23 protein-coding genes and 1 tRNA gene are annotated in these 23,034 nt (G+C 63.8%); 17 read left to right on the top strand and 7 right to left on the bottom strand.

Annotation, left to right across the window (positions count from 1 at the left end; all coding sequences use genetic code 11):
* Positions 1-214 precede the first annotated feature (214 nt).
* From bamA to lpxB, 6 genes are read left to right on the top strand one after another with little or no spacing between them, the layout of a single operon-like run.
* Positions 215-2,563 carry an outer membrane protein assembly factor BamA gene (gene bamA, locus K8M09_RS08245; protein WP_160784267.1) on the top strand — a complete coding sequence of 783 codons (2,349 nt, stop codon included), beginning with the start codon at positions 215-217 and terminating at the stop codon, positions 2,561-2,563.
* Positions 2,564-2,611: 48 nt separating this feature from the next.
* Positions 2,612-3,679 carry a UDP-3-O-(3-hydroxymyristoyl)glucosamine N-acyltransferase gene (gene lpxD, locus K8M09_RS08240; RefSeq protein WP_160784266.1) on the top strand — a complete coding sequence of 356 codons (1,068 nt, stop codon included), beginning with the start codon at positions 2,612-2,614 and terminating at the stop codon, positions 3,677-3,679.
* Positions 3,672-4,139 carry a 3-hydroxyacyl-ACP dehydratase FabZ gene (gene fabZ / locus K8M09_RS08235; RefSeq protein WP_160784265.1) on the top strand — a complete coding sequence of 156 codons (468 nt, stop codon included), beginning with the start codon at positions 3,672-3,674 and terminating at the stop codon, positions 4,137-4,139. Before lpxD ends, fabZ begins: the two co-directional genes overlap by 8 nt.
* Entirely contained in the window at positions 4,136-4,951 is an 816-nt protein-coding gene (gene lpxA / locus K8M09_RS08230; RefSeq protein ID WP_160784579.1) for an acyl-ACP--UDP-N-acetylglucosamine O-acyltransferase, read from the top strand. Before fabZ ends, lpxA begins: the two co-directional genes overlap by 4 nt.
* 5 nt (positions 4,952-4,956) lie before the next feature.
* Positions 4,957-5,832, top strand: a complete 876-nt coding sequence (locus K8M09_RS08225; protein WP_160784264.1) for an LpxI family protein — start codon at positions 4,957-4,959, stop codon at positions 5,830-5,832.
* Positions 5,832-7,046, top strand: coding sequence for a lipid-A-disaccharide synthase (lpxB, locus tag K8M09_RS08220; RefSeq protein WP_160784263.1), 1,215 nt, complete (start codon positions 5,832-5,834; stop codon positions 7,044-7,046). Before K8M09_RS08225 ends, lpxB begins: the two co-directional genes overlap by 1 nt.
* A gap of 37 nt (positions 7,047-7,083) precedes the next feature.
* On the opposite strand, the gene K8M09_RS08215 is transcribed toward lpxB, so the two are convergent.
* Entirely contained in the window at positions 7,084-7,302 is a 219-nt protein-coding gene (locus K8M09_RS08215) for a hypothetical protein (protein WP_160784262.1), read from the bottom strand.
* Here K8M09_RS08215 and K8M09_RS08210 point away from each other — a divergent pair.
* From K8M09_RS08210 to K8M09_RS08165, 10 genes are all read left to right on the top strand, one after another.
* Positions 7,301-7,750 carry a universal stress protein gene (locus K8M09_RS08210; RefSeq protein ID WP_160784261.1) on the top strand — a complete coding sequence of 150 codons (450 nt, stop codon included), beginning with the start codon at positions 7,301-7,303 and terminating at the stop codon, positions 7,748-7,750. The two genes, K8M09_RS08215 and K8M09_RS08210, sit on opposite strands and share 2 nt — an antisense overlap.
* A gap of 177 nt (positions 7,751-7,927) precedes the next feature.
* Positions 7,928-8,017: transfer RNA gene (locus tag K8M09_RS08205), tRNA-Ser, on the top strand.
* A gap of 128 nt (positions 8,018-8,145) precedes the next feature.
* A complete protein-coding gene (locus K8M09_RS08200; protein WP_160784260.1) occupies positions 8,146-8,361 on the top strand; it encodes a hypothetical protein in 216 nt (71 codons plus the stop codon).
* Between the two features lie 224 nt (positions 8,362-8,585).
* Positions 8,586-9,587, top strand: coding sequence for a septal ring lytic transglycosylase RlpA family protein (locus tag K8M09_RS08195; protein WP_229342245.1), 1,002 nt, complete (start codon positions 8,586-8,588; stop codon positions 9,585-9,587).
* A 103-nt stretch (positions 9,588-9,690) separates the two neighbouring features.
* Positions 9,691-10,857 (top strand): D-alanyl-D-alanine carboxypeptidase family protein, encoded by a 1,167-nt coding sequence (locus K8M09_RS08190; protein WP_160784259.1) that lies wholly within the window; start codon positions 9,691-9,693, stop codon positions 10,855-10,857.
* Between the two features lie 126 nt (positions 10,858-10,983).
* Entirely contained in the window at positions 10,984-11,661 is a 678-nt protein-coding gene (gene tmk / locus K8M09_RS08185; protein WP_160784258.1) for a dTMP kinase, read from the top strand.
* Positions 11,658-12,689 (top strand): DNA polymerase III subunit delta', encoded by a 1,032-nt coding sequence (locus tag K8M09_RS08180; protein WP_160784257.1) that lies wholly within the window; start codon positions 11,658-11,660, stop codon positions 12,687-12,689. Before tmk ends, K8M09_RS08180 begins: the two co-directional genes overlap by 4 nt.
* Positions 12,690-12,777: 88 nt before the next feature.
* Positions 12,778-14,328: a methionine--tRNA ligase gene (gene metG, locus K8M09_RS08175; protein WP_160784256.1), complete on the top strand. Its 1,551-nt coding sequence runs from the start codon at positions 12,778-12,780 to the stop codon at positions 14,326-14,328.
* A 4-nt stretch (positions 14,329-14,332) separates the two neighbouring features.
* Positions 14,333-15,112 (top strand): TatD family hydrolase, encoded by a 780-nt coding sequence (locus tag K8M09_RS08170; protein WP_160784255.1) that lies wholly within the window; start codon positions 14,333-14,335, stop codon positions 15,110-15,112.
* A 2-nt stretch (positions 15,113-15,114) separates the two neighbouring features.
* Positions 15,115-15,942, top strand: a complete 828-nt coding sequence (locus K8M09_RS08165; RefSeq protein WP_160784254.1) for an MBL fold metallo-hydrolase — start codon at positions 15,115-15,117, stop codon at positions 15,940-15,942.
* Here the strand turns inward: K8M09_RS08165 and K8M09_RS08160 are convergent.
* A complete protein-coding gene (locus K8M09_RS08160) occupies positions 15,930-16,874 on the bottom strand; it encodes a phosphoribosylaminoimidazolesuccinocarboxamide synthase (RefSeq protein ID WP_160784577.1) in 945 nt (314 codons plus the stop codon). The two genes, K8M09_RS08165 and K8M09_RS08160, sit on opposite strands and share 13 nt — an antisense overlap.
* Positions 16,875-17,096: 222 nt before the next feature.
* On the opposite strand from K8M09_RS08160, the gene K8M09_RS08155 reads away from it, so the two are divergent.
* Complete coding sequence (locus K8M09_RS08155) at positions 17,097-18,107, top strand: IS30 family transposase (protein WP_160784253.1); 1,011 nt, start codon at positions 17,097-17,099, stop codon at positions 18,105-18,107.
* A gap of 166 nt (positions 18,108-18,273) precedes the next feature.
* On the opposite strand, the gene K8M09_RS08150 is transcribed toward K8M09_RS08155, so the two are convergent.
* The 5 genes from K8M09_RS08150 to K8M09_RS08130 form a co-directional block, all read right to left on the bottom strand.
* Positions 18,274-21,378: a complex I subunit 5 family protein gene (locus tag K8M09_RS08150; protein ID WP_160784252.1), complete on the bottom strand. Its 3,105-nt coding sequence runs from the start codon at positions 21,376-21,378 to the stop codon at positions 18,274-18,276.
* Positions 21,372-21,671 carry a sodium:proton antiporter gene (locus K8M09_RS08145; RefSeq protein ID WP_229342243.1) on the bottom strand — a complete coding sequence of 100 codons (300 nt, stop codon included), beginning with the start codon at positions 21,669-21,671 and terminating at the stop codon, positions 21,372-21,374. The genes K8M09_RS08150 and K8M09_RS08145 overlap by 7 nt, the downstream gene beginning before the upstream one ends.
* Before the next feature lie 86 nt (positions 21,672-21,757).
* A complete protein-coding gene (locus K8M09_RS08140; RefSeq protein ID WP_160784250.1) occupies positions 21,758-22,450 on the bottom strand; it encodes a Na(+)/H(+) antiporter subunit B in 693 nt (230 codons plus the stop codon).
* Positions 22,447-22,788 (bottom strand): monovalent cation/H(+) antiporter subunit G, encoded by a 342-nt coding sequence (mnhG, locus tag K8M09_RS08135; RefSeq protein WP_160784249.1) that lies wholly within the window; start codon positions 22,786-22,788, stop codon positions 22,447-22,449. Before mnhG ends, K8M09_RS08140 begins: the two co-directional genes overlap by 4 nt.
* Complete coding sequence (locus tag K8M09_RS08130) at positions 22,781-23,032, bottom strand: hydrogenase subunit MbhD domain-containing protein (protein ID WP_160784248.1); 252 nt, start codon at positions 23,030-23,032, stop codon at positions 22,781-22,783. Before K8M09_RS08130 ends, mnhG begins: the two co-directional genes overlap by 8 nt.
* Positions 23,033-23,034 lie beyond the last annotated feature (2 nt).

The following is a 23,034-nucleotide window of genomic DNA, read 5'->3' as shown; positions in this document are numbered from 1 at the left end:
ATTTGGAAAAGGGGAGCCGCAGTCACGAGCCAGTTGCGCTAACGCTTTGTTTACCGTGATGAAAAACAGGTAGTGGCCTAAGGGCCACGGTTTGAATTGAAGTAAACAGAAATTAACGCATGACCTTGCTTGTATGGCAAAAGCGGTTAAAACGGCAATCGTGTCCGGAATCGGGCATGCCTGCCGGGCGATAAAACGAAGGTAAGTTGTGAAGATGAAAGCTGGTTCAAACTTCTTGAACGCCGTGTCTGCCGTTGCATTGTCGGCGAGTATGGTTGTCACGGGCGGCTCTTTTGCCACGCTTGTCTCCGCCACCCGCGCCGAGGCTGCAGTCGTCAACCGCATCCAGGTGAGCGGCGCCGATCGCGTCAGCGCCGAAACGGTGAAGGCGAATATCTCCATCCAGCCCGGCAAGACCTTCTCGAATGCCGATATCGACGAGTCGGTGCGCCGTCTCTATGCGACCGGCTACTTCTCCGACGTGAAGGTTTCGGTCTCCGGCGGCACGCTCGTCGTTGTCGTCAACGAGAACCAGCTCATCAATGCCGTTGTCATCAACGGCAACCGCAAGATCAAGGACGACAAGCTCGAGGCTGTCATCCGTTCGCGCGCCCAGGGTCCGTTCAGCGAGACGGCCATCGAGGCCGACAAGCAGGCGATCCGCGATGCCTACGCCGCGATCGGCCGCAGCGACGCCACCGTCACCACCCAGACCTATCCGCTCGGCAACGGCCGCGTGAACCTCGCTTTCGTCGTGGACGAGGGGGACCGCACGAAGATCTCGCAGATCAACTTCGTCGGCAACGAGGCGTTCAGCAACGGCCGCCTGCGCTCCGTCATCCTGACCAAGAAGTCGAACTTCCTCTCGTTCCTGACCCGCAAGGACGTCTACAGCGAGGACAAGCTGCGCGCTGACGAAGAAGCGCTGCGCCAGTTCTACTTCAACAACGGCTTTGCCGACTTCCGCGTCATCTCCGCGGAGGCCGTGCTTGACGAGGCATCGAACGAATACGTCGTCACCTTCACGGTCGAGGAAGGCCAGCGCTACAACTTCGGTGACGTGAATGTCGAATCGACGGTCGAAGGCCTCGACTCCGAAGAGCTGAAGGGCCTCATCGAATCGCGTCCGGGCAAGGTTTACCGGGCGAAGGACGTTCAGGACACGATGTCCGAGATTTCCCAGCGCGTCGCGGCAAAGGGGTATCCCTTCGCCCGCGTGACGCCGCGTGGCAATCGCGACCTCGGCAACGGCACCATCGCCGTCGACTATCTGGTCGACCAGGGCGAGCGCGCCTATGTCGAGCGCATCGAAATCCGCGGCAACACCCGCACGCGCGACTTCGTCATCCGCCGCGAGTTCGATATCGGTGAAGGCGACGCCTTCAACCAGGAAGTCATCACGCGCGCCAAGCGCCGCCTCGAGGCTCTGGGCTTCTTCTCCTCGGTCAACATCACGACCGCTCCGGGCAGCCAGTCCGACCGCGTCGTCCTCGTTGTCGACGTTCAGGACCAGTCGACCGGCTCGTTCGGCATCGGCGCCGGCTACGAGACCGGCAGCAATGGCGGCATCAAGCTGGAAGCCTCCATCGAGGAAAAGAACTTCCTCGGTCGCGGCCAGTACATCCGAATCGCCGCCGGCGGTGGCAAGAACTCGCGCGACTACAGCCTCTCCTTCACGGAGCCGTATTTCCTCGGCTACCGTCTTGCGGCCGGCTTCGATATCTTCAAGAACGAAGATACCAGCGAGGACTACTACAACGTCGATACGCAGGGCTTCAGCCTGCGCGTGACGGCGCCGATCACCGAAGACCTGTCGACGACGCTTCGCTACAACTACACGGAGCTGGACTACAGCGCGGGTGTGGCCAACGAGCCTTACATCTCCACGCCGTACTGGACTGTCGTCGGGCAGAGCCCGCTGGTCCGTTCGTCCATCTCGCATAGCGTGACGTTCGACACGATCGACGACAAGACGCTGCCCCGCGATGGTATCTTCGCGCAGGTCACGCAGGAATTTGCAGGCCTTGGCGGCGATTCCGACTTCTACAAGCTCTCGGGCAAGGCGCGTTACTTCCACATGCTGCTCGAAGATGCCGACGTGATCGGCTCCATCTCGGTTGCCGGCGGCCACATCTGGGGTACCGGCGACGAGACCAAGGTCTACGACCAGTTCAAGCTGTCGGGGGCTGACATTCGTGGCTTCGAATCCGGCGGCATCGGTCCGCGGGCGAAGAAGGGCAAGATGGCGGACTACGACTCCATCGGCGGTACGACCTACTTCACCGTATCTGCCGAAGCGTCGTTCCCGCTGCCGATCGTGCCGCGCGACTCGGGCTTCCGTGGTGCGATCTTCGCCGATGCCGGCACGCTTTATGGCAATGACGCGTTTACCGGCAGCGACAAGGTCGTCGGCACCAGCGCAAGCCTGCGCGCTTCGGTCGGCGCATCCATCATCTGGGCCTCGCCGTTCGGTCCGCTGCGCTTCGACTATGCTGTTCCGCTCAAGAAGGAAGACTTCGACGAAGTCCAGCGCTTCAAGTTCGGCATCGCGACCCAGTTCTGAGTCTGTTGATCCAGAACTACAGGAACACGAGCGTTCTGGAGCACGCCGATGGAGCATAACCGTTTCTTTCCGCCCCATGCCGGGGTTCGCCTGGGTGACCTGGCAGCAAGGCTTGGGGCGGAACTCGTAGACGCCGCACACGCTGATCGTATCGTGCGCAGCGTCTCGCCCGTCGCCCGGGCGAAAGATGGCGATATTTGCTATATTCTTTCCCGCAAGATGCGCGCCGAGCTGGAAACCAGCGAGGCGACCGCCATCCTGTGCGATCGTGCGCTGGCATCGCTGGTGCCCGCGTCCATCGCCGTGCTGATTTCCCCACGCGCCCATACCGCCTTCGCGCTTGCCGGCGAGTTGCTGCATCCGTCCGCCATGCGGCCGGAGGCGATGACCTCGGCCTCGGGCGGAGTCGCTCCCGGCGCCTATGTCGATCCGGCGGCGCGGCTCGAGCCTGATGTGACGGTCGAGCCGATGGCGGTGATCGGCAAGGACGCGGAGATCGGCGAGGGCAGCCATATCGGCCCCGGCGCGATTATCGGCGCGGGCGTGCGTATCGGCCGCAACTGCACGATTGCGGCTGGAGTCACCGTGCAATGCGCACTCATCGGTAACAATGTCATCATACATCCAGGCGCCCGTATCGGTCAGGACGGCTTCGGCTATGCGCCGGGCCTGAAGCCGGGCATGATCAAGATCGTCCAGATCGGTCGCGTCATCATCCAGGACCATGTCGAGATCGGTGCGAACACCACCATCGACCGTGGCACGATGGACGACACGGTGATCGGCGAAGGCACCAAGATCGACAACCTTGTGCAGATCGGCCACAATGTCCGCATCGGCCGGCATTGCGGCATCGTCAGCAAGGTCGGCATCGCCGGGAGCACGCGCATCGGCGACGGCGTGATGATCGGCGGCGCTTCCGCCATCAACGGTCATATCAGCATCGGCGACGGCGTGATGATCGCCGCGATGAGCGGCGTTGTGGCCGATATTCCCCCCGGGGAGAAATATGGCGGCATCCCCGCCCGTCCCATGCGTGATTTCCTGCGCGACGTGGCGGAGGTTGCCATGCGCGCCAGTGCTCGTGAGAAGAAAAAGGGTGGCAAGGATGAGTGAAGAGACCAAAGCAACGCTTGGCACTGCCGATCTGCGTGAAATCCTGACGCTTCTTCCCCATCGCTATCCGTTCCTGCTGGTCGACAAGATCATCGAGATCGATAGCGACAACTCCGCGATCGGCATCAAGAATGTGACGGTCAACGAGCCGCATTTCACGGGGCATTTTCCCGATAACCCGATCATGCCGGGCGTCCTGCTCATCGAGGGCATGGCGCAGACGGCCGGCGCGATCTGCGCGCGCAAGTCGGGCGTCGGCTCGAACCTCGTCTATTTCATGACGATCGACAATGCCCGCTTCCGCAAGCCGGTCGTACCCGGCGACCGCGTGGAATTCCATGTGACGAAGCAGAAGCAGCGCGGCAATATCTGGAAGTTTCATTGCGACGCAAAAGTTGATGGGCAACTTGTCGCCGAAGCTGATATCGGCGCGATGATCGTCAACAAGGAAGATGCCTGACAATGATTGCCGCCAGTGCGAAGATCCATCCGCTCGCTGTCGTAGAGGACGGGGCGGTCGTCGGTGAGAACGTCGTCATCGGCCCGTTTTGTTGTGTCGGGCCGAAGGTCGTTCTGCACGATGAGGTGGAGCTTCTGCCGCATGCGATCGTGACGGGGCTTACGGTCATCGGCCGTGGCTGCAGCATCTTCCCCAACGCCGTTATCGGCGGCGATCCCCAGAGCCTGCATCACGACGGCGTCGAGACGACCCTGACGGTCGGCGAGAAATGCACATTCCGCGAAGGCGTGACGGTCAATACCGGCACGACGGGTGGCGGCGGCAAGACCGTTATCGGCAATAACAATCTCTTCCTCGCCAATTCGCACGTCGCGCATGACTGCATCCTGGGCGACAATATAGTGCTGTCGAACAGCGTTATGCTTGCGGGTCATGTCATCGTCGAGGACCGCGTCATCATCGGCGGCGGCTCGGCCGTGCATCAGTTCACGCGCATCGGCCGCCAGGCCTTTATTGGCGGTCTTTCGGGTGCGGCCAATGACATCATTCCGTACGGTATGCTGCACGGCATTCCCGGGGTCCTGAACGGTCTCAACGTGGTCGGCATGAGCCGCGCGGGCATGGACAAGGCGACGATCCACCGGGTTCGCCGCGCTTACAAGCAGATATTCGAGAGCGAGGGGGCGATCCGCAGCAATGCGGCGGCGATCCGCGACGAATATGCCGATTGTGCTCCAGTCATCGAGATTCTCGATTTCATCGCCGCCGACAGCGATCGTGCGCTCTCCTCTCCCGGCCGGGGCAAGGGCTGACGGGCATGGCGGAGAGCCGGCCCGAGTTGCGTGACCGGCTGGCCATTATCGCCGGCGGCGGCATGCTGCCACGCTATGTCGCCGATGCCGCCCGCGCACGGGGCGAAAATCCCTATATCCTCTCGCTGCGTGACGAATCCGGCGAGGACTGGTCGGGATACGACCATGAGACGGCCTCCATCGGCAATTATTCCGTCATTGCCACGACTTTCCGCAAGCACGGCGTCGGCCGCGTCGTCCTGTCCGGCTGGGTGCGCCGCCGGCCGGAATGGCGCGATATCCATGCGCCGCTGAGGACGCTACGCATCATCCCCTCGGTCGTGCGGACGCTGCTGACCGGCGGCGACGACGCGGTGCTGAAAATGGTGATCCGGCTGATCGAGGCGGAGGGAATGCGGGTCGTCGGCGTTCATGAGATCGTGCCGGACCTGCTGGGCAGCAAGGGACCGCTCGGCAGGCTTGCGCCCGATGACGCCGCCGAGGCCGATATCGCTGCCGCCGCCGCCGCCGCGCTTGCGCTTGGCCGGCTGGACGTGGGGCAGGGTGCCGTCGCCGTCGGTGGCCGCGTGGTGGCGCTGGAAGGCGCGGAAGGCACGGACGGCATGCTGGAGCGTGTGGCGGCGCTGAGGGCGGCCGGGCGTATTTCGCAGCGCCGCAAGGGCGTGCTGGTGAAGCTTTGCAAGCCGGGGCAGGATCTGCGTGCGGACCTGCCGTCCATCGGCCTTGAGACTTTGCGGCGGGCGAAGGCTGCCGGGCTTGCCGGCATCGCTGTTGAAGCGGGCCGCTCGCTGGTGCTGGAGCGTGCGGCATTGGTCTCGGAGGCGGACGCGGAAGGCCTTTTCGTGACGGGAATATTACCGGACAGGACGGAGAAGGCGTGATGGCGCAAGAATCGCTCAGGATCGGTGTCATTGCCGGCGAGGTTTCCGGCGACCTGCTCGGGGGCGATCTGATCTCGGCGCTGCGCGTGGCCTATCCGGGAAATATCGAGCTTGTCGGCGTCGGTGGCGAGGCGCTGGAGCGGCAGGGGCTGAAGTCCCTGTTCGATTTCTCCGAGCTTTCCATCATGGGGCTTTCGCAGGTGCTGAAGCGTCTGCCTCTGCTGCTGCGCCGTATCCGCCAGACGGCCGAGGCGATGATTGCCGCGCGGCCCGATGTGCTCCTCATCATCGACAGCCCCGATTTCACCCATCGCGTGGCAAAGCGCGTGCGCATGGCTCTGCCGGACCTGCCGGTGGTGAACTATGTCTGCCCCAGTGTCTGGGCCTGGAAGGAAGAGCGCGCGCCGCGCATGCGCGCCTATGTCGACCGTGTCCTCGCCCTCCTGCCGTTCGAGCCGGCGGCCATGGAACGGCTCGGCGGCCCGCAGACCACCTATGTCGGTCATCGGCTGATCAGCGATCCGGATATCCAGCGCATCCGCACGGCGCGGCTTGCCCGCCCAGACCGGGCGCCCGGTGAACGCCTCTGCCTGCTGCTGCCCGGCTCGCGCAGCACGGAGATCAGCCGCCTGCTGCCGGTCTTTGCGCAAATGGCGAAGGATCTCTCCGCGCGCAATCCCGGCATTCGCTTCCTGCTGCCCACCGTGCCGCGGCAGGAGGCGCTGGTGCGGCGGCTGACGGCGGATTGGCCGGTCAAGCCGCAGATCACCACAACGGCCGAGGGAAAATGGCAGGCCTTCGTCGAGGCCGATGCGGCGATTGCCGCTTCCGGCACGATCATCCTGGAACTGGCGCTTGCCCGCGTGCCGGTGGTTTCCACCTATCGGTTCGACTGGCTGGCCAATACCTTCCTGCTGAGGAAGGTGAAGGTATGGTCGGCGGCCATCCCCAATATCATCGCGGACTATATCGTGGTGCCGGAATTCCTGAATGAGCAGGTCCGACCCGGCACGCTGGTCCGCTGCTTCGAGCGGCTGGCCGTGGACACGACCGAGCGGCGCGCCATGCTGGAGGGCTACGACCTCGTGCATGAGCGCATGCAGACCCCGCGTCCGCCGGGCGAAGCCGGCGCGGCAGTGATCCTCGACCTTCTGGCAACAAAAAAGGCCGGGGCGAAAACGCACCGACCTTCCTCATCATCACTGTCTCACTAGTGCCAGTACATCCGTGGTCAAGAGCAACCAGTGATGGTCAGCGATTGCGAGCGGCAGAAGCTTTCCAGCGCTCATCAGCAATGCCGATGACGGTGATATAGGTGGCCATTGTGTTCAAAACAAGGATAACCGTGCAGAATAGTTTCAGCGGTCGGTTTGTGGGCAAGGCTGCCGGATTGACCTGCGACAAGGCGCGAGGTGCAGGCCTCGGATAGAGGTAGCGGTTCATGGGACGGTAGAACAAGGGATTCATCATGTACGATCATATTCTCGTTTCGAGCGACGGATCGGATCTGGCCCGGGCAGGCGTCGAGCATGGGCTGGAATTGGCCCGCAAGCATGGAAGCAAGGTGACGGCGGTAACGGTTACCGAGGCGCTCGGGGGACAGTTCGCCCATGCCTTCGACCTCTGGTCGCCTGGCGAGGCTGAAGTCGAGGCATTCGACAAGGCGCAGGCGCTTATCGCGGAGAAGATCCTGGAGCCGATCCGGGCAAGGGCGGCGGAGCACGGCGTTCCGATCGAAACGATCCACGTTCCCCGCAAGCTGGTCGCCGGCGCGCTTCTCAAGGTCGCGGAAGAAAAGGGTTGCACCCTCATCGTCATGGCGTCCCACGGGCGAACCGGAATGTCCCGTGTCATGCTGGGCAGCCAGGCCGCCGAAGTCGCGGAAAACGCCAAGGTGCCCGTTCTCATCGTTCGATAGCGCGGCGAACCACGACCCGCGGCAAGCGGCAGCCTTTGCCCGTGCGGCGGAGCACGTTGACGTGGCAATCAAAGCTGCTAAAAAGCCAGCCGTCGAGTGATTGGGTAGCAAAGCGGTAGCAAATGCCGTTTTCTGAAAGTTCACCAAGGGTGGAATTTTAAACCAGATCAATTGGATGGAAGAGTGGCCGAGCGGTTTAAGGCACCGGTCTTGAAAACCGGCGTAGGCGAGAGTCTACCGTGGGTTCGAATCCCACCTCTTCCGCCAATGCTCCTCCATGGCGTAGCGCGATCACTGTAACTTTTCCCGACTTGTTGCTGACGCATTGTCGGCCTACGGTTTCCACGCACCCAAAAGCAATGGCGCCGATTGGATGCGGAAAAGGGGAGGCAGTCATGGATGTGCTTCGAGACCCTGCGCATATCGGCATGTTCGAGCCTCAGGACCTTGAGGTCCTGAAGGGCGTTTTCACGCGGTTGACGGCCGCTGGCACGATCGATCTCGACGAGGCCCGGTCGCGCTCGCTGGCCCGCTCGATCATCACGCTCTACCGGCACGGCGTTCGCGATCCGGACCGGCTCGTCGATGTTCTTCAGGTGGAGCGATCCTGAAACGACGCTTGCGCGCTCGCCTTCAAGGGGCGGGCGCCTTAACCAACCGGAAACCATAAATCATCGATCCTGGCCCTCCGGGGCACCCCCATTCGCAATTTTGCCATCTTATCGGCATGTTTAACGTACTGTTATTTACTGAGTGGCATTGACGGCCAGCTTGCAGGGGCAAGGCAGTTGGCTGGCACACCGTCGGGGACGATAGCGGCGTGGGACATAAAAGCTTGAAGACGAATGCGAGCCGTTTCGGCAAGGGCCTGCGGCTTATCGCGATTCCGCTGATCTGCGCTGGCCTGGCCGCCTGCGCAACGACGACGGCGGCACCCAAGAAAAAGGCCCGCAGCAAGGAATTCTTCGCCGAGTCGGAATATGGCGTCAAGGCCAGCCCGCGCGTCGTCGAGGACGGCCAGCCCGTGCCGAAGGGCGGCGGGCGCTATCAGCTCGGCAAGGCCTATCAGGTCCGCGGCAAGTGGTATCGTCCGAAGGAAGAGATGGGCTACAGCAAGACCGGCCTTGCTTCCTGGTACGGCGCGGCCTTCCACGGCCGCAAGACGGCGAACGGGGAGGTCTACGACCGCTATCACCTCTCGGCGGCGCATCCGACATTCCCGCTGCCGAGCTATGCGCGCGTCACCAATCTGGAAAACGGCACCTCCGTCATCGTCCGCGTCAACGACCGCGGCCCGTTCCATGAAAACCGCCTGATCGACGTTTCCTCCAAGACCGCCGACCTGCTGGACATGAAGCGCACCGGCACGGCCAAGGTGCGCGTGCAATATGTCGGCAAGGCGCCGCTCGAGGGCAACGACATGCCCTATCTCATGGCGTCCTATGTCACCAAGGGGTCGCGCGTTCCGGCGGTCGATCCGGGCGGCCAGATCGCGACCGGCGTCATGGTCGCTTCCGCAGACAGCAACGCACTGCCGGATTCCGGGCAGGGCGAGGGCTACCTGAAGGTGCCCGAACAGAGCGCGATGACGGCGCTGGCCAAGACCGCGCCGGTCTCCGACGCCTTCCAGGCCATGGAGCAGTTCGCTCTCCTGCCGGAAATCGGTCCGATGCCGGTTGAGCGGCCGAATTTCGTTCCGCTGCCGTCCTCCGGCTCCAGCTATGCCGCAGCCTATGCGGACGAGCGGGTGCGCGACGCCTCGGGCGCCTTCGACGCCATCCTGACGATGGACGGGCAATTGACGCCGCTTTCCGCGCTCGCCGACAATGCGGGTTGAGATCGGGCCGACCGATCGGGCTTGCCGGGGAGCGCTCCGGTGAGCGAAGCCGTTTGCGCAAAGCGCGCGGCTGTGGAAGTGTGACGACGATACCGGAGTCGCCATGCATCGCCGCCTAGTTGCCTGCCTTGTCCTTTTCCTGTCCTTCCTCACCGTCGCCGGGGCCCAGACGGCATCGCCCCAGCAGGGCGGCTTCGACGTCAAGGCGCGGCAGGTCTATCTGATCGAGGCGGAAACCGGCACGGTGCTTTTCGCGCGCGGAGAAGACGATGTCGTTCCCGCCGCCTCGCTCGCCAAGCTGATGACGGCGGCGACGGTGTTCAAGGCGCTTTCCGCCGGAGACGTCACACTCGACACGACCTATCCCGTGACCGAACATGCCTGGCGCACCGGCGGCGCGCCGTCGGGCACCTCCACCATGTTCGCGGCGCTCAAGTCGAACGTGCGCGTCGAGGACCTGATCCGTGGCATCACGGTGCAGTTCGCCAACGATGCCTGCATCATCCTCGGCGAGGGCATGACCGGCTCCGAGGCGGCCTTTGCCGAGCGGATGACGAAGGAGGCGAGGGCGCTCGGGCTGGAGAAATCGACCTTCGCCAATGCCACCGGCCTGCCGAACCCGGCCAACAAGGTGACGATGCGCGAAATGGTGACGCTCGCCCGCCATCTGGAGACCACCTATCCGCAATATATGCGCTACTATATCGAGCCGGAATTCGAGTGGAACAAGATCAAGCAGCGCAACCGCAACCCGCTGCTGGCGCTCAATCTCGGCGTGACGGGCTTCGTGACCGGCTTTGCGGAAGAGAGCGGCTATTCCATCGTCGCGGCCGTGAACCGCGACGGCAAGCATCTGGTGCTCGCTATGGCGGGCATGGAGAGCGACAAGGCGCGCATCGAGGAAACCCGCCGGATCATTGAATGGGCGCTTTCCAGCTTCGAGCGCCGGACGCTCTTCAAGGCCGGCGAGGTCATCGCGGATGCCAGCGTCTATGGTGGCGACGCCTCGACCGTGCCGCTGGTGGCGGGCGAGCAGGTGGATGTGTTCCTGCCGAAGGACAATTCGCAGCGGCTCGTCGCCCGTGTCGTCTACATCTGGCCTGTGCGCGCGCCGGTGAAGCCGGAGCAGACGGTCGGTGCGCTGAGGATATGGAACGACAAGCAGCTCCTGCGCGAGGTGCCGGTGCGCACCGCCGGCAGCGTGGGCGAGGGGACGTTGCGCTCGCGGGCGCTGGATGCCCTGATCGAACTGTTCTTCTTCTGGATCTGAGACCTCCGGCGCCCCTGAAAAGCGTTTCGCCGGCTGGAAACATGGGTTAGTAGTGGACCGACTCGTCTCCGCATCGCGGATATCGTCGGAAGGCCGCCTTGGCGGCCACGGGAACGGAAGCAGGATTTGTCGGCCGCACACGGTTTGTTTGTCACGTTCGAAGGCGGCGAGGGCGCCGGGAAGTCGACACAGATCCGGCTTCTGGCAGACGCCCTGCGCGCGCGCGGACTGACCGTGCTGATGACGCGCGAACCCGGCGGCTCGAAGGGCGCGGAGGCCGTGCGCCATGTCCTCCTCTCCGGCGCGGCCGAGCCGTATGGCATCCGCATGGAAGCGATCCTCTTCGCCGCCGCGCGTAGCGACCACGTCGAACAGGTCATCCGTCCGGCGCTTGCCGCAGGCAGCGTCGTGCTTTGCGACCGTTTCATGGATTCCTCCCGCGTTTACCAGGGCGTGACCGGCAATCTGGAACAGCCTTTCATCGAGGCGCTGGAGCGCGTGGCGATCAACGGCGTCGTGCCGGATTGCACGATCATCTTCGATCTTCCCGCATCGGTCGGCCTGGAGCGCGCCCGCAAGCGCGCCGGCGGCCCCGGCGAGCAGCCCGACCGCTTCGAGAAGGAGGAGCTGCAGACGCACGAAAAGCGCCGCGAAGCCTTCCTCGACATCGCCGCGCGCGAACCGCTGCGCTGCCGCGTGATCGACGCCACGAAGGCGCAGGACACCATTGCCGCCGAAGTGCTGGCCATCGTCGAGCCGCTGCTGCCGGTCGGTGCCCTGAGCCACCAGGAGCATGTTTCGTGAGCGAGGAGCGTCCCGGCATTCTCGACGGCGCGGTGCATCCCGCCGAGCAGACGAAGCTCTTCGGCCATGCGGAGGCGGAAGAATTTCTTGCGCGCTCCTATCGCTCCGGCAAGGGCCACCATGCCATCCTCATCGAGGGGCCGGAGGGCATCGGCAAGGCGACGCTCGCCTTCCGCTTCGCGAACCATGTCCTGCATCATCCCGAGCCGGCGGATGCGCCGGAGGCGATATACGACCCGTCGCCCGCGTCCCCCATCACCCGGCAGCTCGCCGCCGGGGCCTCGCACAATCTTCTCCATCTCACCCGGCCGGTCGATGAGAAGACCGGCAAGATGAAATCCGCGATCACGGTGGACGAAGTGCGCAAGGCGGGGAAATTCCTCGCGCAGACCTCCGGCACGGGCAACTGGCGCATCGTCATCATCGATCCGGCGGACGACCTCAATCGCAACGCCGCCAACGCCATCCTCAAGATTTTGGAGGAGCCGCCGAAGCGCTCGCTCTTCCTCGTGCTGACCCATGCGCCGGGCAAGCTGCTGCCGACCATCCGCTCTCGCTGCCTGCCGCTCGCGCTGTCGCCCCTGTCCGAAGCCGACCTTTCCGCCGCGCTCGACAGCCTCGACGCCGCGCCGTCCGGCCCGCGGGCAGGGGACGTGCTTTCCGCCGCCCATGGCAGCGTCTCCGAGGCCCTCAAGCTGGTGAATTACGGCGGCTTCGATATCGTGGAAGCCTTCCGCACCATCGTCGAGGCTCCGGCCGAGCCGCCGCGCCGAGACGTGCATAAACTGGCCGACGTGCTTTCGGCCAAGGACAGCGACACCGTCTTCTCCTTCTTCTGCCAGCACGCCACCGACTTCGTGACCGACACCGCCCGCAGCGCCGCCCTTTCCGGCGACCTTTCCCGCGCCGACCGCCTCGCCCAGCTTTCCTCGCAGCTCGGCGAGCGCATCGGCATCGCGCAGGGCTACAATCTCGACCGCAAGCAGACGATCATCAGCGTGCTCGACGACATCCGGGCATCGCTTTAAGCCCAATCGGAAACTTGCTGTTTCCCTCAGCGCCGGCATGGTCTAATACCTTGCGGCATTGCACAACCGAAGACAGAACGCACCCCATATGACCGATACGTCCCGCTTCTACATCACGACCGCCATTTCCTATCCGAACGGCAAGCCGCATATCGGCCATGCCTACGAGCTGATCGCCACGGATGCCATGGCGCGCTTCCAGCGGCTCGACGGGCGCGATGTCTTCTTCCTGACGGGCACGGACGAACACGGCCAGAAGATGCAGCAGACGGCGCGCAAGGAAGGCATTTCCCCGCGTGAACTCGCGGATCGGAATTCGAAAGAATTCAGGGATATGGCCGTTCTTCTTAATGCATCGAACGATGATTTCATCCGCACGACCGAAGAGCGCCATTACGAGGCCTGCGCCGAGATCTGGCGCCGTATGGCCGCCAACGGCGATATCTACAAGGGTGGCTATGCCGGCTGGTATTCCGTGCGCGACGAAGCCTATTACCAGGAAAATGAGACGGAGAAGCGCGAAGACGGCGTTCGCTACGGCCCGCAGGGCACGCCCGTCGAGTGGGTGGAGGAGGAGAGCTACTTCTTCAAGCTTTCCGCCTACCAGGACAGGCTGCTGAAGCACTACGAGGACAACCCGGACTTCATCGGCCCGGCCGAGCGACGCAACGAGGTGATCTCCTTCGTCAAGTCCGGCCTCAAGGACCTTTCGGTCTCGCGCACGACCTTCGACTGGGGCATTCCTGTTCCCGGCGATCCGGATCATGTCATGTATGTCTGGGTGGACGCGCTGACCAACTACATCACCGCGACCGGCTACATGACCGACCCGGAAGGCCCGCGTGCAAAATACTGGCCGGCGAACATCCATATCATCGGCAAGGACATCATCCGCTTCCACGCCGTCTACTGGCCGGCGTTCCTGATGTCGGCCGGGCTGCCGCTGCCCGAGCGTGTCTTCGCCCACGGCTTCCTGCTCAACAAGGGCGAGAAGATGTCGAAGTCGCTCGGCAATGTGGTCGATCCGGTCAATCTCGTCAGCCATTTCGGCCTCGATCCGATCCGCTATTTCTTCCTGCGCGAAGTCTCCTTCGGCCAGGACGGCAGCTATAGCGAGGAGGGGATCGCGACCCGCATCAATTCCGACCTTGCCAACGGCATCGGCAACCTTGCCAGCCGCTCGCTGTCGATGATCGTCAAGAACTGCGACGGCAAGGTGCCGGATTGCGGCGACCTTTCCGAAGCCGACCGCGCGATGCTCGCCTCCGTCGATGCGCTGCATGCGATCACCCGCGAGGAGATGGGCAAGCAGCAGATCCACAAGGCGCTGGCGGCGATCATCGCCGTCGTCTCCGAGGCCGACCGTTATTTTGCCGGCGAGGCGCCCTGGGCGCTGAAGAAGACCGATCCGGTCCGCATGGGCACCGTGCTCTATGTGACGGCGGAAGTGGTGCGCCAGATCGCGATCCTGCTGCAGCCCTTCATGCCGGAATCGGGCAGCAAGCTGCTGAACCTCGTTGCTGCACCGGCCGACAAGCGGGACTTTGCGGCGCTCGGTGAAGCCGGCCGCCTTGTCAGCGGCACGCCGCTGGAAGCCCCGGCGCCGGTCTTCCCGCGCTATGTCGCTCCCGAGGCCTGACGGCATGCTGATCGACACGCATTGCCATCTGGATTTCCCGGATTTCGAGGCGGAGCGCGACGATATCGTCGCGCGGGCGCATGCGGCCGGGGTGAAGCAGATGATCACCATCTCGACGCGGGTTCGAAAATTTCCGGCTATCCTGGCGATTGCGGAAAAGTATCCGTCGGTGTTCTGCTCGGTCGGCACGCATCCGCACAATGCGGATGAGGAACTGGATATTCCGGTTTCGGAATTGATCGAACTTTCGAGGCATCCGCGCGTGGTGGCGATCGGCGAGGCGGGTCTGGACTACTACTACGACAACGCGCCGCGCGACGCGCAGGTCATCGGCCTGCGCAACCACATCGCCGCCGCCCGCGAAACCGGCCTGCCGCTCGTCATCCACAGCCGCTCGGCGGATGAGGACATGGCGGCGATCCTGACCGAGGAAACGGGGAAGGGGGCCTTTCCCTTCCTGCTGCATTGCTTCTCCTCCGGCGCCGAGTTGGCGCGCATCGGCGTGGAACTGGGAGGCTACGTCTCCTTCTCCGGCATCCTGACCTTTCCGAAATCGGAAGAGCTGCGCGAGATCGCGAAAACCGTGCCGCTGGAGCGCATGCTGGTGGAGACCGACGCGCCCTACCTCGCGCCAAAACCCTTCCGCGGCAAGCGCAATGAACCGGCCTATACGGCGCATACGGCGGCGGTGCTTGCCGAAACCGTCGGCGTCAGCACGGACGAGATCGCCCGCATCACCACCGAAAACGCCTTCCGCATCTTCTCGAAGATGCCGCGGGTGTAGCCGTGGCCTATACGCGGCGCTTCACCATTCTCGGCTGCGGCTCGTCTCCGGGCGTGCCGCGCATCACCGGCGACTGGGGCGCCTGCGATCCCGCCAATCCGAAGAACCACCGCACCCGCGCCGCCTTCCTCGTGGAGCAGTTCGGGCCGGACGGCAAGACGACGGTCGTCATCGATACGGGGCCGGATTTCCGCACGCAGATGATCGCCGCGGGCGTGACGAGCATCGACGCCGTGCTCTACACCCATCCGCATGCCGACCATATCCACGGCATCGACGATATTCGCGGCTTCGTGCTGCATGACCACCGGCAGGTGCCGATCTGGGCGGATACGGCGACGATGGAGCGCATCCGCGAGGGCTTCGGTTATTGCCTGAAGACGCCCGCCGGAAGCATGTATCCGCCCATCGTGACGGAGAACCTGATCGACCCGATGGATGCGCCGGTGACCATCGAAGGGGCAGGGGGCGCAATCACCTTCCAGCCCCTGCTCCAGGTGCATGGCTCGATCCATTCTCTCGGCTTCCGCATCGGCGATGTCGCCTATTGCAGCGATATCAGCGATTTTCCGGACGAGACCATTCCGCGCCTTGCCGGCCTCGATACGCTGATCATCGACGCGCTGCAGTATCGCTACCATTCCAGCCATCTGTCGCTGAGCCAGGCGCTGGACTGGATCGAGCGTCTGAAGCCGGCCCGCGCGATCCTGACCCATATGCATGTACCGCTCGACTACGACACCGTGCAAAAGGAAACGCCGGCCCATGTGGAGCCGGCGTATGATGGCCTCAGCTTCGAAATCGCGCTTGCCGGCGATCAGGCGAAGTAGGGCTCGAGATTCTGGCGAATGCGGTCCAGCACCGTGTCGCCGGAAAGATCGGGTGCAAACGTCTTTCCGGTAATCTGTTCAAAGGCTTGTATGTAAACCTTCGAGGTCTGCTCGATGAGGTCGCGCGGGATTTCCGGGATCGGGTCCTTGTAGGGATCGCACCGTTCTGTGACCCAGGCGCGCACGAAATCCTTGTCGAAGCTTGCCGGCCGGTCGCCTTTGGCGAAGCTTTCCGCATAGCTGTCGGCAATCCAGTAGCGGCTCGAATCCGGCGTGTGGATCTCGTCCGCAAGCACGATGCGGCCGTCCTTGTCCGTGCCGAATTCGTATTTGGTGTCGACGAGGATCAGCCCGCGCTCGGCCGCGCGCGCCTGTCCGCGTGCGAAAAGCGCCAGCGCATAACGCGATACCGTTTCCCATTGCTCGGCCGTCAGCAGACCTTGGGCCAGGATTTCCTCGCCGGACAGCGGCTCGTCATGGCCGCCGTCGAAGGCCTTGCTGGTGGGCGTGATGATCGGCTGCGGCAGCTTCTCGTTGTCCTTGAGGCCATCCGGCAGCGTGATGCCGTACATCTGGCGCTCGCCCTTGCGGTATTTCGTCAGGATCGATGTGCTGGTGGTGCCGGCGAGATAGCCGCGCACGACGATCTCGACGGGCAGGATATCGAGCCGCGTGCCGATGACGACATTCGGATCGGGATAGGAAAGCACATGGTTCGGGCAGATGTCGGCGGTTTCCTCGAACCAGTAGCGCGCCGTCTGCGTCAGCACCTGGCCCTTGAAGGGAATGGACGTCAGGATGACGTCGAAGGCGCTGAGCCGGTCCGTCGCGATGATGATGCGGCTGCCATCCGCTAGATCGTAATTTTCGCGGACCTTGCCCTTGTAGCGGTTCGGCAGTTCCGGGATATGGGCGTCGGAGAGAATGCGCAAATCGCTCATCGTGGCAGGCTTTCGCTGTTGGTTCCGTCTGCCGTTTCGCTTAAAGCGCCCGGTGGTTCCGGGTCAAGGCGGAATTGCGGGAACGGGCTGTCCGTAGTCATGCACGTTCCATAATCTATCTTATGCGACTTTTGTGTATGCCGGGGGTGGGTTCAAGTTTGAAGTGCGTCTTGCGAATGATGCCAATGGGTTATCAACCGCAAGGACGCTGCCATGAAACGCACCTACTCCCACATAGACCTAAATGAACGCCGCAGGATCGCCCGCTGGCGTCATGCTGGTCTGAGTATTGACACCATCGCGGAGAAGCTTGGACGCCATCGCTCGACGATTCTCCGTGAGGTCCGGCGCAACGTTTACATCGACAAGGAATGGCCGGAACTGAGCAGCTATCATTGCGTGACCGCGCATGACATGGCCTGCGAGCGTCGGACCAAGCTCAGGAAGCTTGCGCGCTTCTCGCATGTCCGCCAATCGGTCATCGAGCGGATCGTGCATGGCTGGTCGCCGCAGCAGATCGCGGGCCGGATGCGGCTGGAGCGCCATCCGATTTCCGTCAGCCATGAGACGATTTACAAGTTTGCCTATTCGGCGGACGGACATGCCATCAAGCTCTGGAAGCACCTGCCGGAACATCGTGCACGACGCCGGCCGCGCCATGCCAGACGCCGGCATGGCCAGCGTTTCAGCCCGGATCTCAACATCCTGCGCCGCCCGGATGCCGTCGCCGACCGCAAGCAATTCGGACACTGGGAATGCGACCTCATCCAGTTTTGCCAGAAGTTCGGCAAGGCGAACGTGACGTCGCTGGTCGAACGCGTCAGCCGCTTCGCCGTTCTCCTACGCAACAACGACCGCCAGTCCCGGCCGATCATGGCGCGGCTCATCGGTGTGCTGCAGGCCCTGCCCCATCGTGCACGCCGCTCGATCACCTTCGACCGTGGGACCGAGTTTACCGACTGGCCATACCTGCGAGCCGGCATCGGCGCCGCGACCTGGTTCTGCGATCCGCAATCACCCTGGCAGAAAGGCACGGTCGAGAACACGAATGGTCGGGCCAGGAAATGGCTTTCGCGGGATGTCGATCCGCTCTCGATCACCGACCATGACCTCAAGGAGATCTGCGATCGATTGAACACGACACCGCGCAAGTGCCTCGGTTACAAGACGCCGGCCGAAGTCTTCCGCCAGAAGCTGCTCGCGCAGATGCGGTCGGGAGGATAGGATCACCAAGCCCGCAAGTCGCGTCTCGGCTTGAGCTCACAGGGGTACATTCTATTTCCAAGTGCGACATGCCAGTGATTTCAATGTCTTCGCTTTGCCGCTGCCTTTCTGTTGGCGCTCCGTGCTCACCTGTCCCCGTTGACCAGACCGGGCTCGGATGGGCGGATCAGGTCGGCAGGAGCTGCAGCGTGCCGAGGATGTACAGCGCCAGCACATAATACAGCACATGGAGCACATAGGTCTGGCCGTTGCCGGTATAGACGCGGCGCACCAGTCCGGCTGCGCCGGTTGTCGCATCGCAGACGCTGTCCCACAGGCGGGTCGCGAGCGGCACGCCGAGCGGCGCGAGTGCGCGTCGGTAGAAGGCGAAGAAATGGGCCGTGCCGTTCGGCGCGATGCGTCCCCTCGCCGCCTTGTAGACCATGAGGAAGACTGCAAGCAGTACGGCGGCAATGCCCACGCTCACGGCCATGACGGGCAGCGGGTTCCAGTAGCCGTAGATGGTTTCGAGCGACATACCTTTCCAGACGAGCGTCGAGGCGAAATATGGATCGATGGCGGCCGAGACCGGCTCCATCACCAGCTTCGGGAAGAACGAGAGCAGGAAAATCGCCGCGGCCAGCAGGAATTGTGGCACCAGGAGCGCCAGGGGCGCTTCCGCGACGGCGGCGTGCGCGGGCCGTTTCGGTCCGAGGAAGATCGAATAGCCGAAGCGGAACATGTACAGGAAGCCGATGAAGGTGGCGACCGCGCCGGCGACCGCAAGGCCGTACCATCCCTTGTCCATCATGGCGCTCAGCAACAGCCATTTGCCGCCGAAGCCCGCAAGCGGCGGCAGGCCGGACATTGAGACAAGGGCGACGAGGACCAGCGCGAAGGTGAACGGCATATTGCGCGCCAGCCCGCCGGTTTCATCGAACAACCGGGTGCCGGTGCGCAGGATGACGGCTGCGGCCGCGAGGAACAGGATGCCCTTCACCATCAGGTGGTTGGCCACGAGATAGAATGCGGTAACCCAGCCGAGATGGCTCATCAGTGCGATGGCGGTGACGATATAGCCGATCTGGCTCATGCTGGAATAGCCGAGCATGCGCTTCAGGTCGGTCTGCTGGAGCGCCATGACCGCGCCCGCAATCGTCGTCGCCATGCCGATCCATCCCATGAGATGCGCCATTTCAAGGCCGGCGTCGGAGCGGATGGCGAGATAGGTCACCATGAACAGGCCGAAAACCGCAACCTTGCTGATCACGGCCGAAAGCATGGCCGACAGGTCGTCATCCGCTTCGGCATAGGCGCCGGGCAGCCAGACATGGACGCCGGCAGCGCCCGCCTTGATGAGGAAGCCGAGCGCCAGGAGCATGAAGGCGCGCGTCGCTTCCGGCCCCGCTGTCGCAAGGGCCTGGAGCGACAGGCTGCCGTTCGCGCTGGCGGCCGCCCCGAAACCCGCGAGCAGGCAGAAGGCCGAAACCAGCGAAAACAGCAGGAATTGCAGCACATAGGGATGCGCACCCGGCCGCTGGGCGATGAGGAAATAGCTGGAGAGCGTGACGATTTCCCAGTGGAAGAAGAATTCGAGGCCGGTATCGGCGCGGAACAGGGCTGCGATGGACAGAAGCAGCACCGCCATCATCGCATGGAAGCCGCGGCGGGCATCGGAACGGTAGAGGCCTGCGAAGGCCACCACGACACCGCCGGCGAGCAGCAGAATGGCGAAGAGCGCGCGCAGACCCGTTACGTCCCGGATGATCCATGCGCCGCACAGCGCGACGGCCGCCAGCATGAGGCCGCACTTGACGCGCCCCGGAAGCGCGTCGAGAAGGAACAGCGCGCCACCGACATAGAGCGGCGTGAACAGCCACAGCGAAGCCGCGCCTGCAAAGCTGGCCGCGACGAACCCGGCGGCGAACAACAGCACGGCCGCGCCCAATGCCGGGGCAAGGCTGGCGAGCGGAAGGTCCGTTTCGGCGGAACGGTCTGCTGCGGCGTGCGGGCGCGTCGCGTGCTTGAACCAGCGGAACATGTAGGCCGCCTCGAGCAGCGAGCCGATCAGGATGACGGCGATCCAGACGGATTTCCCGCCGTCGGCGGCCTGCATGACGAGTTCCCATTTCGCCCAGAATCCGGGGAATGGCGGCAGACCGGCGATCGCAACCACCAGCACGGCGAGAACGGACAGGACGAGACGGTTTCCGGCAAGGTCCGACCAGCGGTCGATTTCGGGCCGCGATACCGCGGCCGCCAGCCAGAACAGGCCGGCCTTCGCCAGAAGGTGATTGATAAAGAGACCGCCGACGACCAGCGGCAGCGATTGCTGCGCGCCGAGCTGGTGGAGAAGCGCGAGGGCCAGCGTCAGCAGACCCATCTGGGCGATGGAGGAATAGCCGAGCATGCGCTGCACGTTCGTCTGCCGCAGGCCTGCGAGATTGGAGAAGAGGAAGGTCACGCCGCCCGACAGGGCTAGGATGCCGAGATAATTCTCGAACAGCGGCAGCAGCTTGAAAAGCGCGAAGAATACGCCGGCCGACACGCCGACGGAGATCAGGGCCGCAACGCCTCCGGGGGCCGTCTCGTAGGCGTCCAGCCCCCAGCCGTTGGCGGGAAACGGCTTCAGCTCCAGCACAAGGCAGGCAAGGACGAAGAGGACCGCACTGGTGCCGATGGCGCCGGCAATCTCTCCCCTGCCCGCGATCATGGCGTCGATGTTGAGCGTGCCGGTCGCGTGGTACAGAAGGCCCGCGCCGAGCAGGAAGAAGGACGAGGCGACCACGGTCGCCATGATGTATTTGAAGCTGGCGGACAAGGCGGCCGGCGTCCGCTCCATGCCGAGGAGACCGTAGGTGCCGATCGACATGATCTCCAGGAAGACGAACTGGTTGAACAGGTCGCGCGTCATGACCATGCCGTTGATCCCCATGACGAGGATCAGGTAGAGCAGCAGGGCCGCGTAGCTGGTGCGCAGCCGATCCCGAAGCTGCCAGGCGCCGAGAACTGCAACGACGTTGACGCAGGCCGCGAAAAAGGCCTCCCACGGACCGAAGCGCAGATTGATGGAGAACGGCGGGACGCTGCCGGCCGTCAGGATCTCCACGGGTGCGCCGGCCTCCAGAACCCGCCACAGGCCGATGCAGGAAATGGCCGTCATGCCGAGGAGCGCGACGACGAAGCCGATGGCCGGCAGCGGCTTGCCGATCTTGTAGAGCAACGGAATGAGGAAGCCGCCGCCCAGGCCCAGCAGGAAGATGTTTATCGGATGGACGAGGGCCTCTACCATTTAGACTCCGTCAATGCGTCGATCGACAGGGTTTTCTTCGCGGCATGGAGCCTGATGGCGAAGGCCAGCAGGATGGCGTTGACGGAAAAGCCGATCACGATGGCCGTCACCACGAGCGCCGAGGGGATCGGGTCGACGGCGCGCGTCGCCGCGTCCGTGGCCGAGAGCGCCGTATCGACGATGGGCGCGGTCCCGCCGGTGATATAGCCGGTCGCCACGAGGACGATGTGCATGCCCGTGTCGATGAGCGAGAAGCCGATGATGATGCGCAGGATGTTGCGATGCGTCAGCATCCCCCAGAATCCGATGAGGATGAGGACGAACCCCGTGCAAAGCAGTATCTGCGAAATCGGCAATCCCATCGCGCTCCCCGTCCCGTCTAGCTGCGAAACCGATCGATGATGACGCTCAGCTCGGCACCCACTTTGATGCCGAGGAGAGCCGAAATCACCGGGATGGCGCCCGCGCTGATGAATGCCCCGAAATCGCCGCGCGGCAGGATATGGCTGTCGAGGAAGCCGCTGCCGAGCGCAATGCCGAGGATGCCGATCAGGACATAGACGACGCCCGCCAGCGATTCCGTCACGCTGAGGACCGCGTGGTTGATCGCGCTGGCGGGGTGGGCCAGCATCAGCAGCATGACGCCGGAGGCCACGACCGCGCCGCCCTGGAAGCCGCCGCCGGCCGAAAGATGGCCGTTCAGGATGACATAGGCGCCGAAGAGGAAGATCATCGGAAGCACGATTTCCGCACCGTTGCGCACCAGTTCGCTCGGGGGCGGCCGCGCCTCGTCGTCCCTGGCCTGTTCGCCGCCCTCCCCTTTGCCGGAGAGCAGCAGCCCGACGCTCGCCGCCACCATGAACAGGACCGCCACCTCCCCTAGCGTATCGAAGCCGCGGAAGGTGATGAGGATGCCGGTGACGACATTGGGCGCGCCGAGATCGGCGGGAACCTCGGTCAGGTAGTGCCTGGCGAGCGAGGAGACCGCGCCGCGCTCGTCGTAGTCGAGCGCAAGGGTGGCGAAAAGGCCCGCGAAGGCAAGCACGGCGATCAGGCTGAAGAGGCGTTTCATGACCGCTCCTCGCCGGCGCTGTCGTTGTCGTCGCGCAGCGCATCGGCGACGGTCGTCGCGGCCATGAGCGTGCGGATGGAATGGGCTGCCCGCGACAGCGCATGCGAGGCCAGCGGATTGGTCAGCAGAACGAAATAGGCGATGATCAGCAGTTTCAGCGCCCAGTCGGGGTGATAGAGGCCGAGGCCGGCGAGCACGAGGATATTGCCGAGCGTCGAGGCCTTCGTGCCGGCCTGAATGCGCGTGAAGACATCGGGCATGCGCAGCACGCCGACACCGGCGGAAAACAGGAAGAAGGCCCCGACGAGGATCACGATGCTGCCGGCCAGCTCATTCATCGGCTGTTCCTCCGCCGCCCGTCTTGCGGATCGTGTAGAGGAAGATCAGCGTGGAGAGGCCGGAGCCGATGGCCGCCTCGGCCATTGCGACGTCGGGCGCGGCGAGAAGGACGTAGGACGCGGCGGCAAAGAGGCTCGCAAGGCCCGCGCTCACCATCGCCGCCATCAGGTTTCCAAGGACGATGGCCAGCACCCCGCTTGCCAGGATACCGCCGCACATCAAAAGGATCAGCAGCTCGACCATCG

The sequence above is a fragment of the Shinella zoogloeoides genome (assembly GCF_020883495.1).
Lineage (GTDB): Bacteria > Pseudomonadota > Alphaproteobacteria > Rhizobiales > Rhizobiaceae > Shinella > Shinella zoogloeoides.
This window is presented reverse-complemented; position numbering and strand designations above follow the sequence as displayed.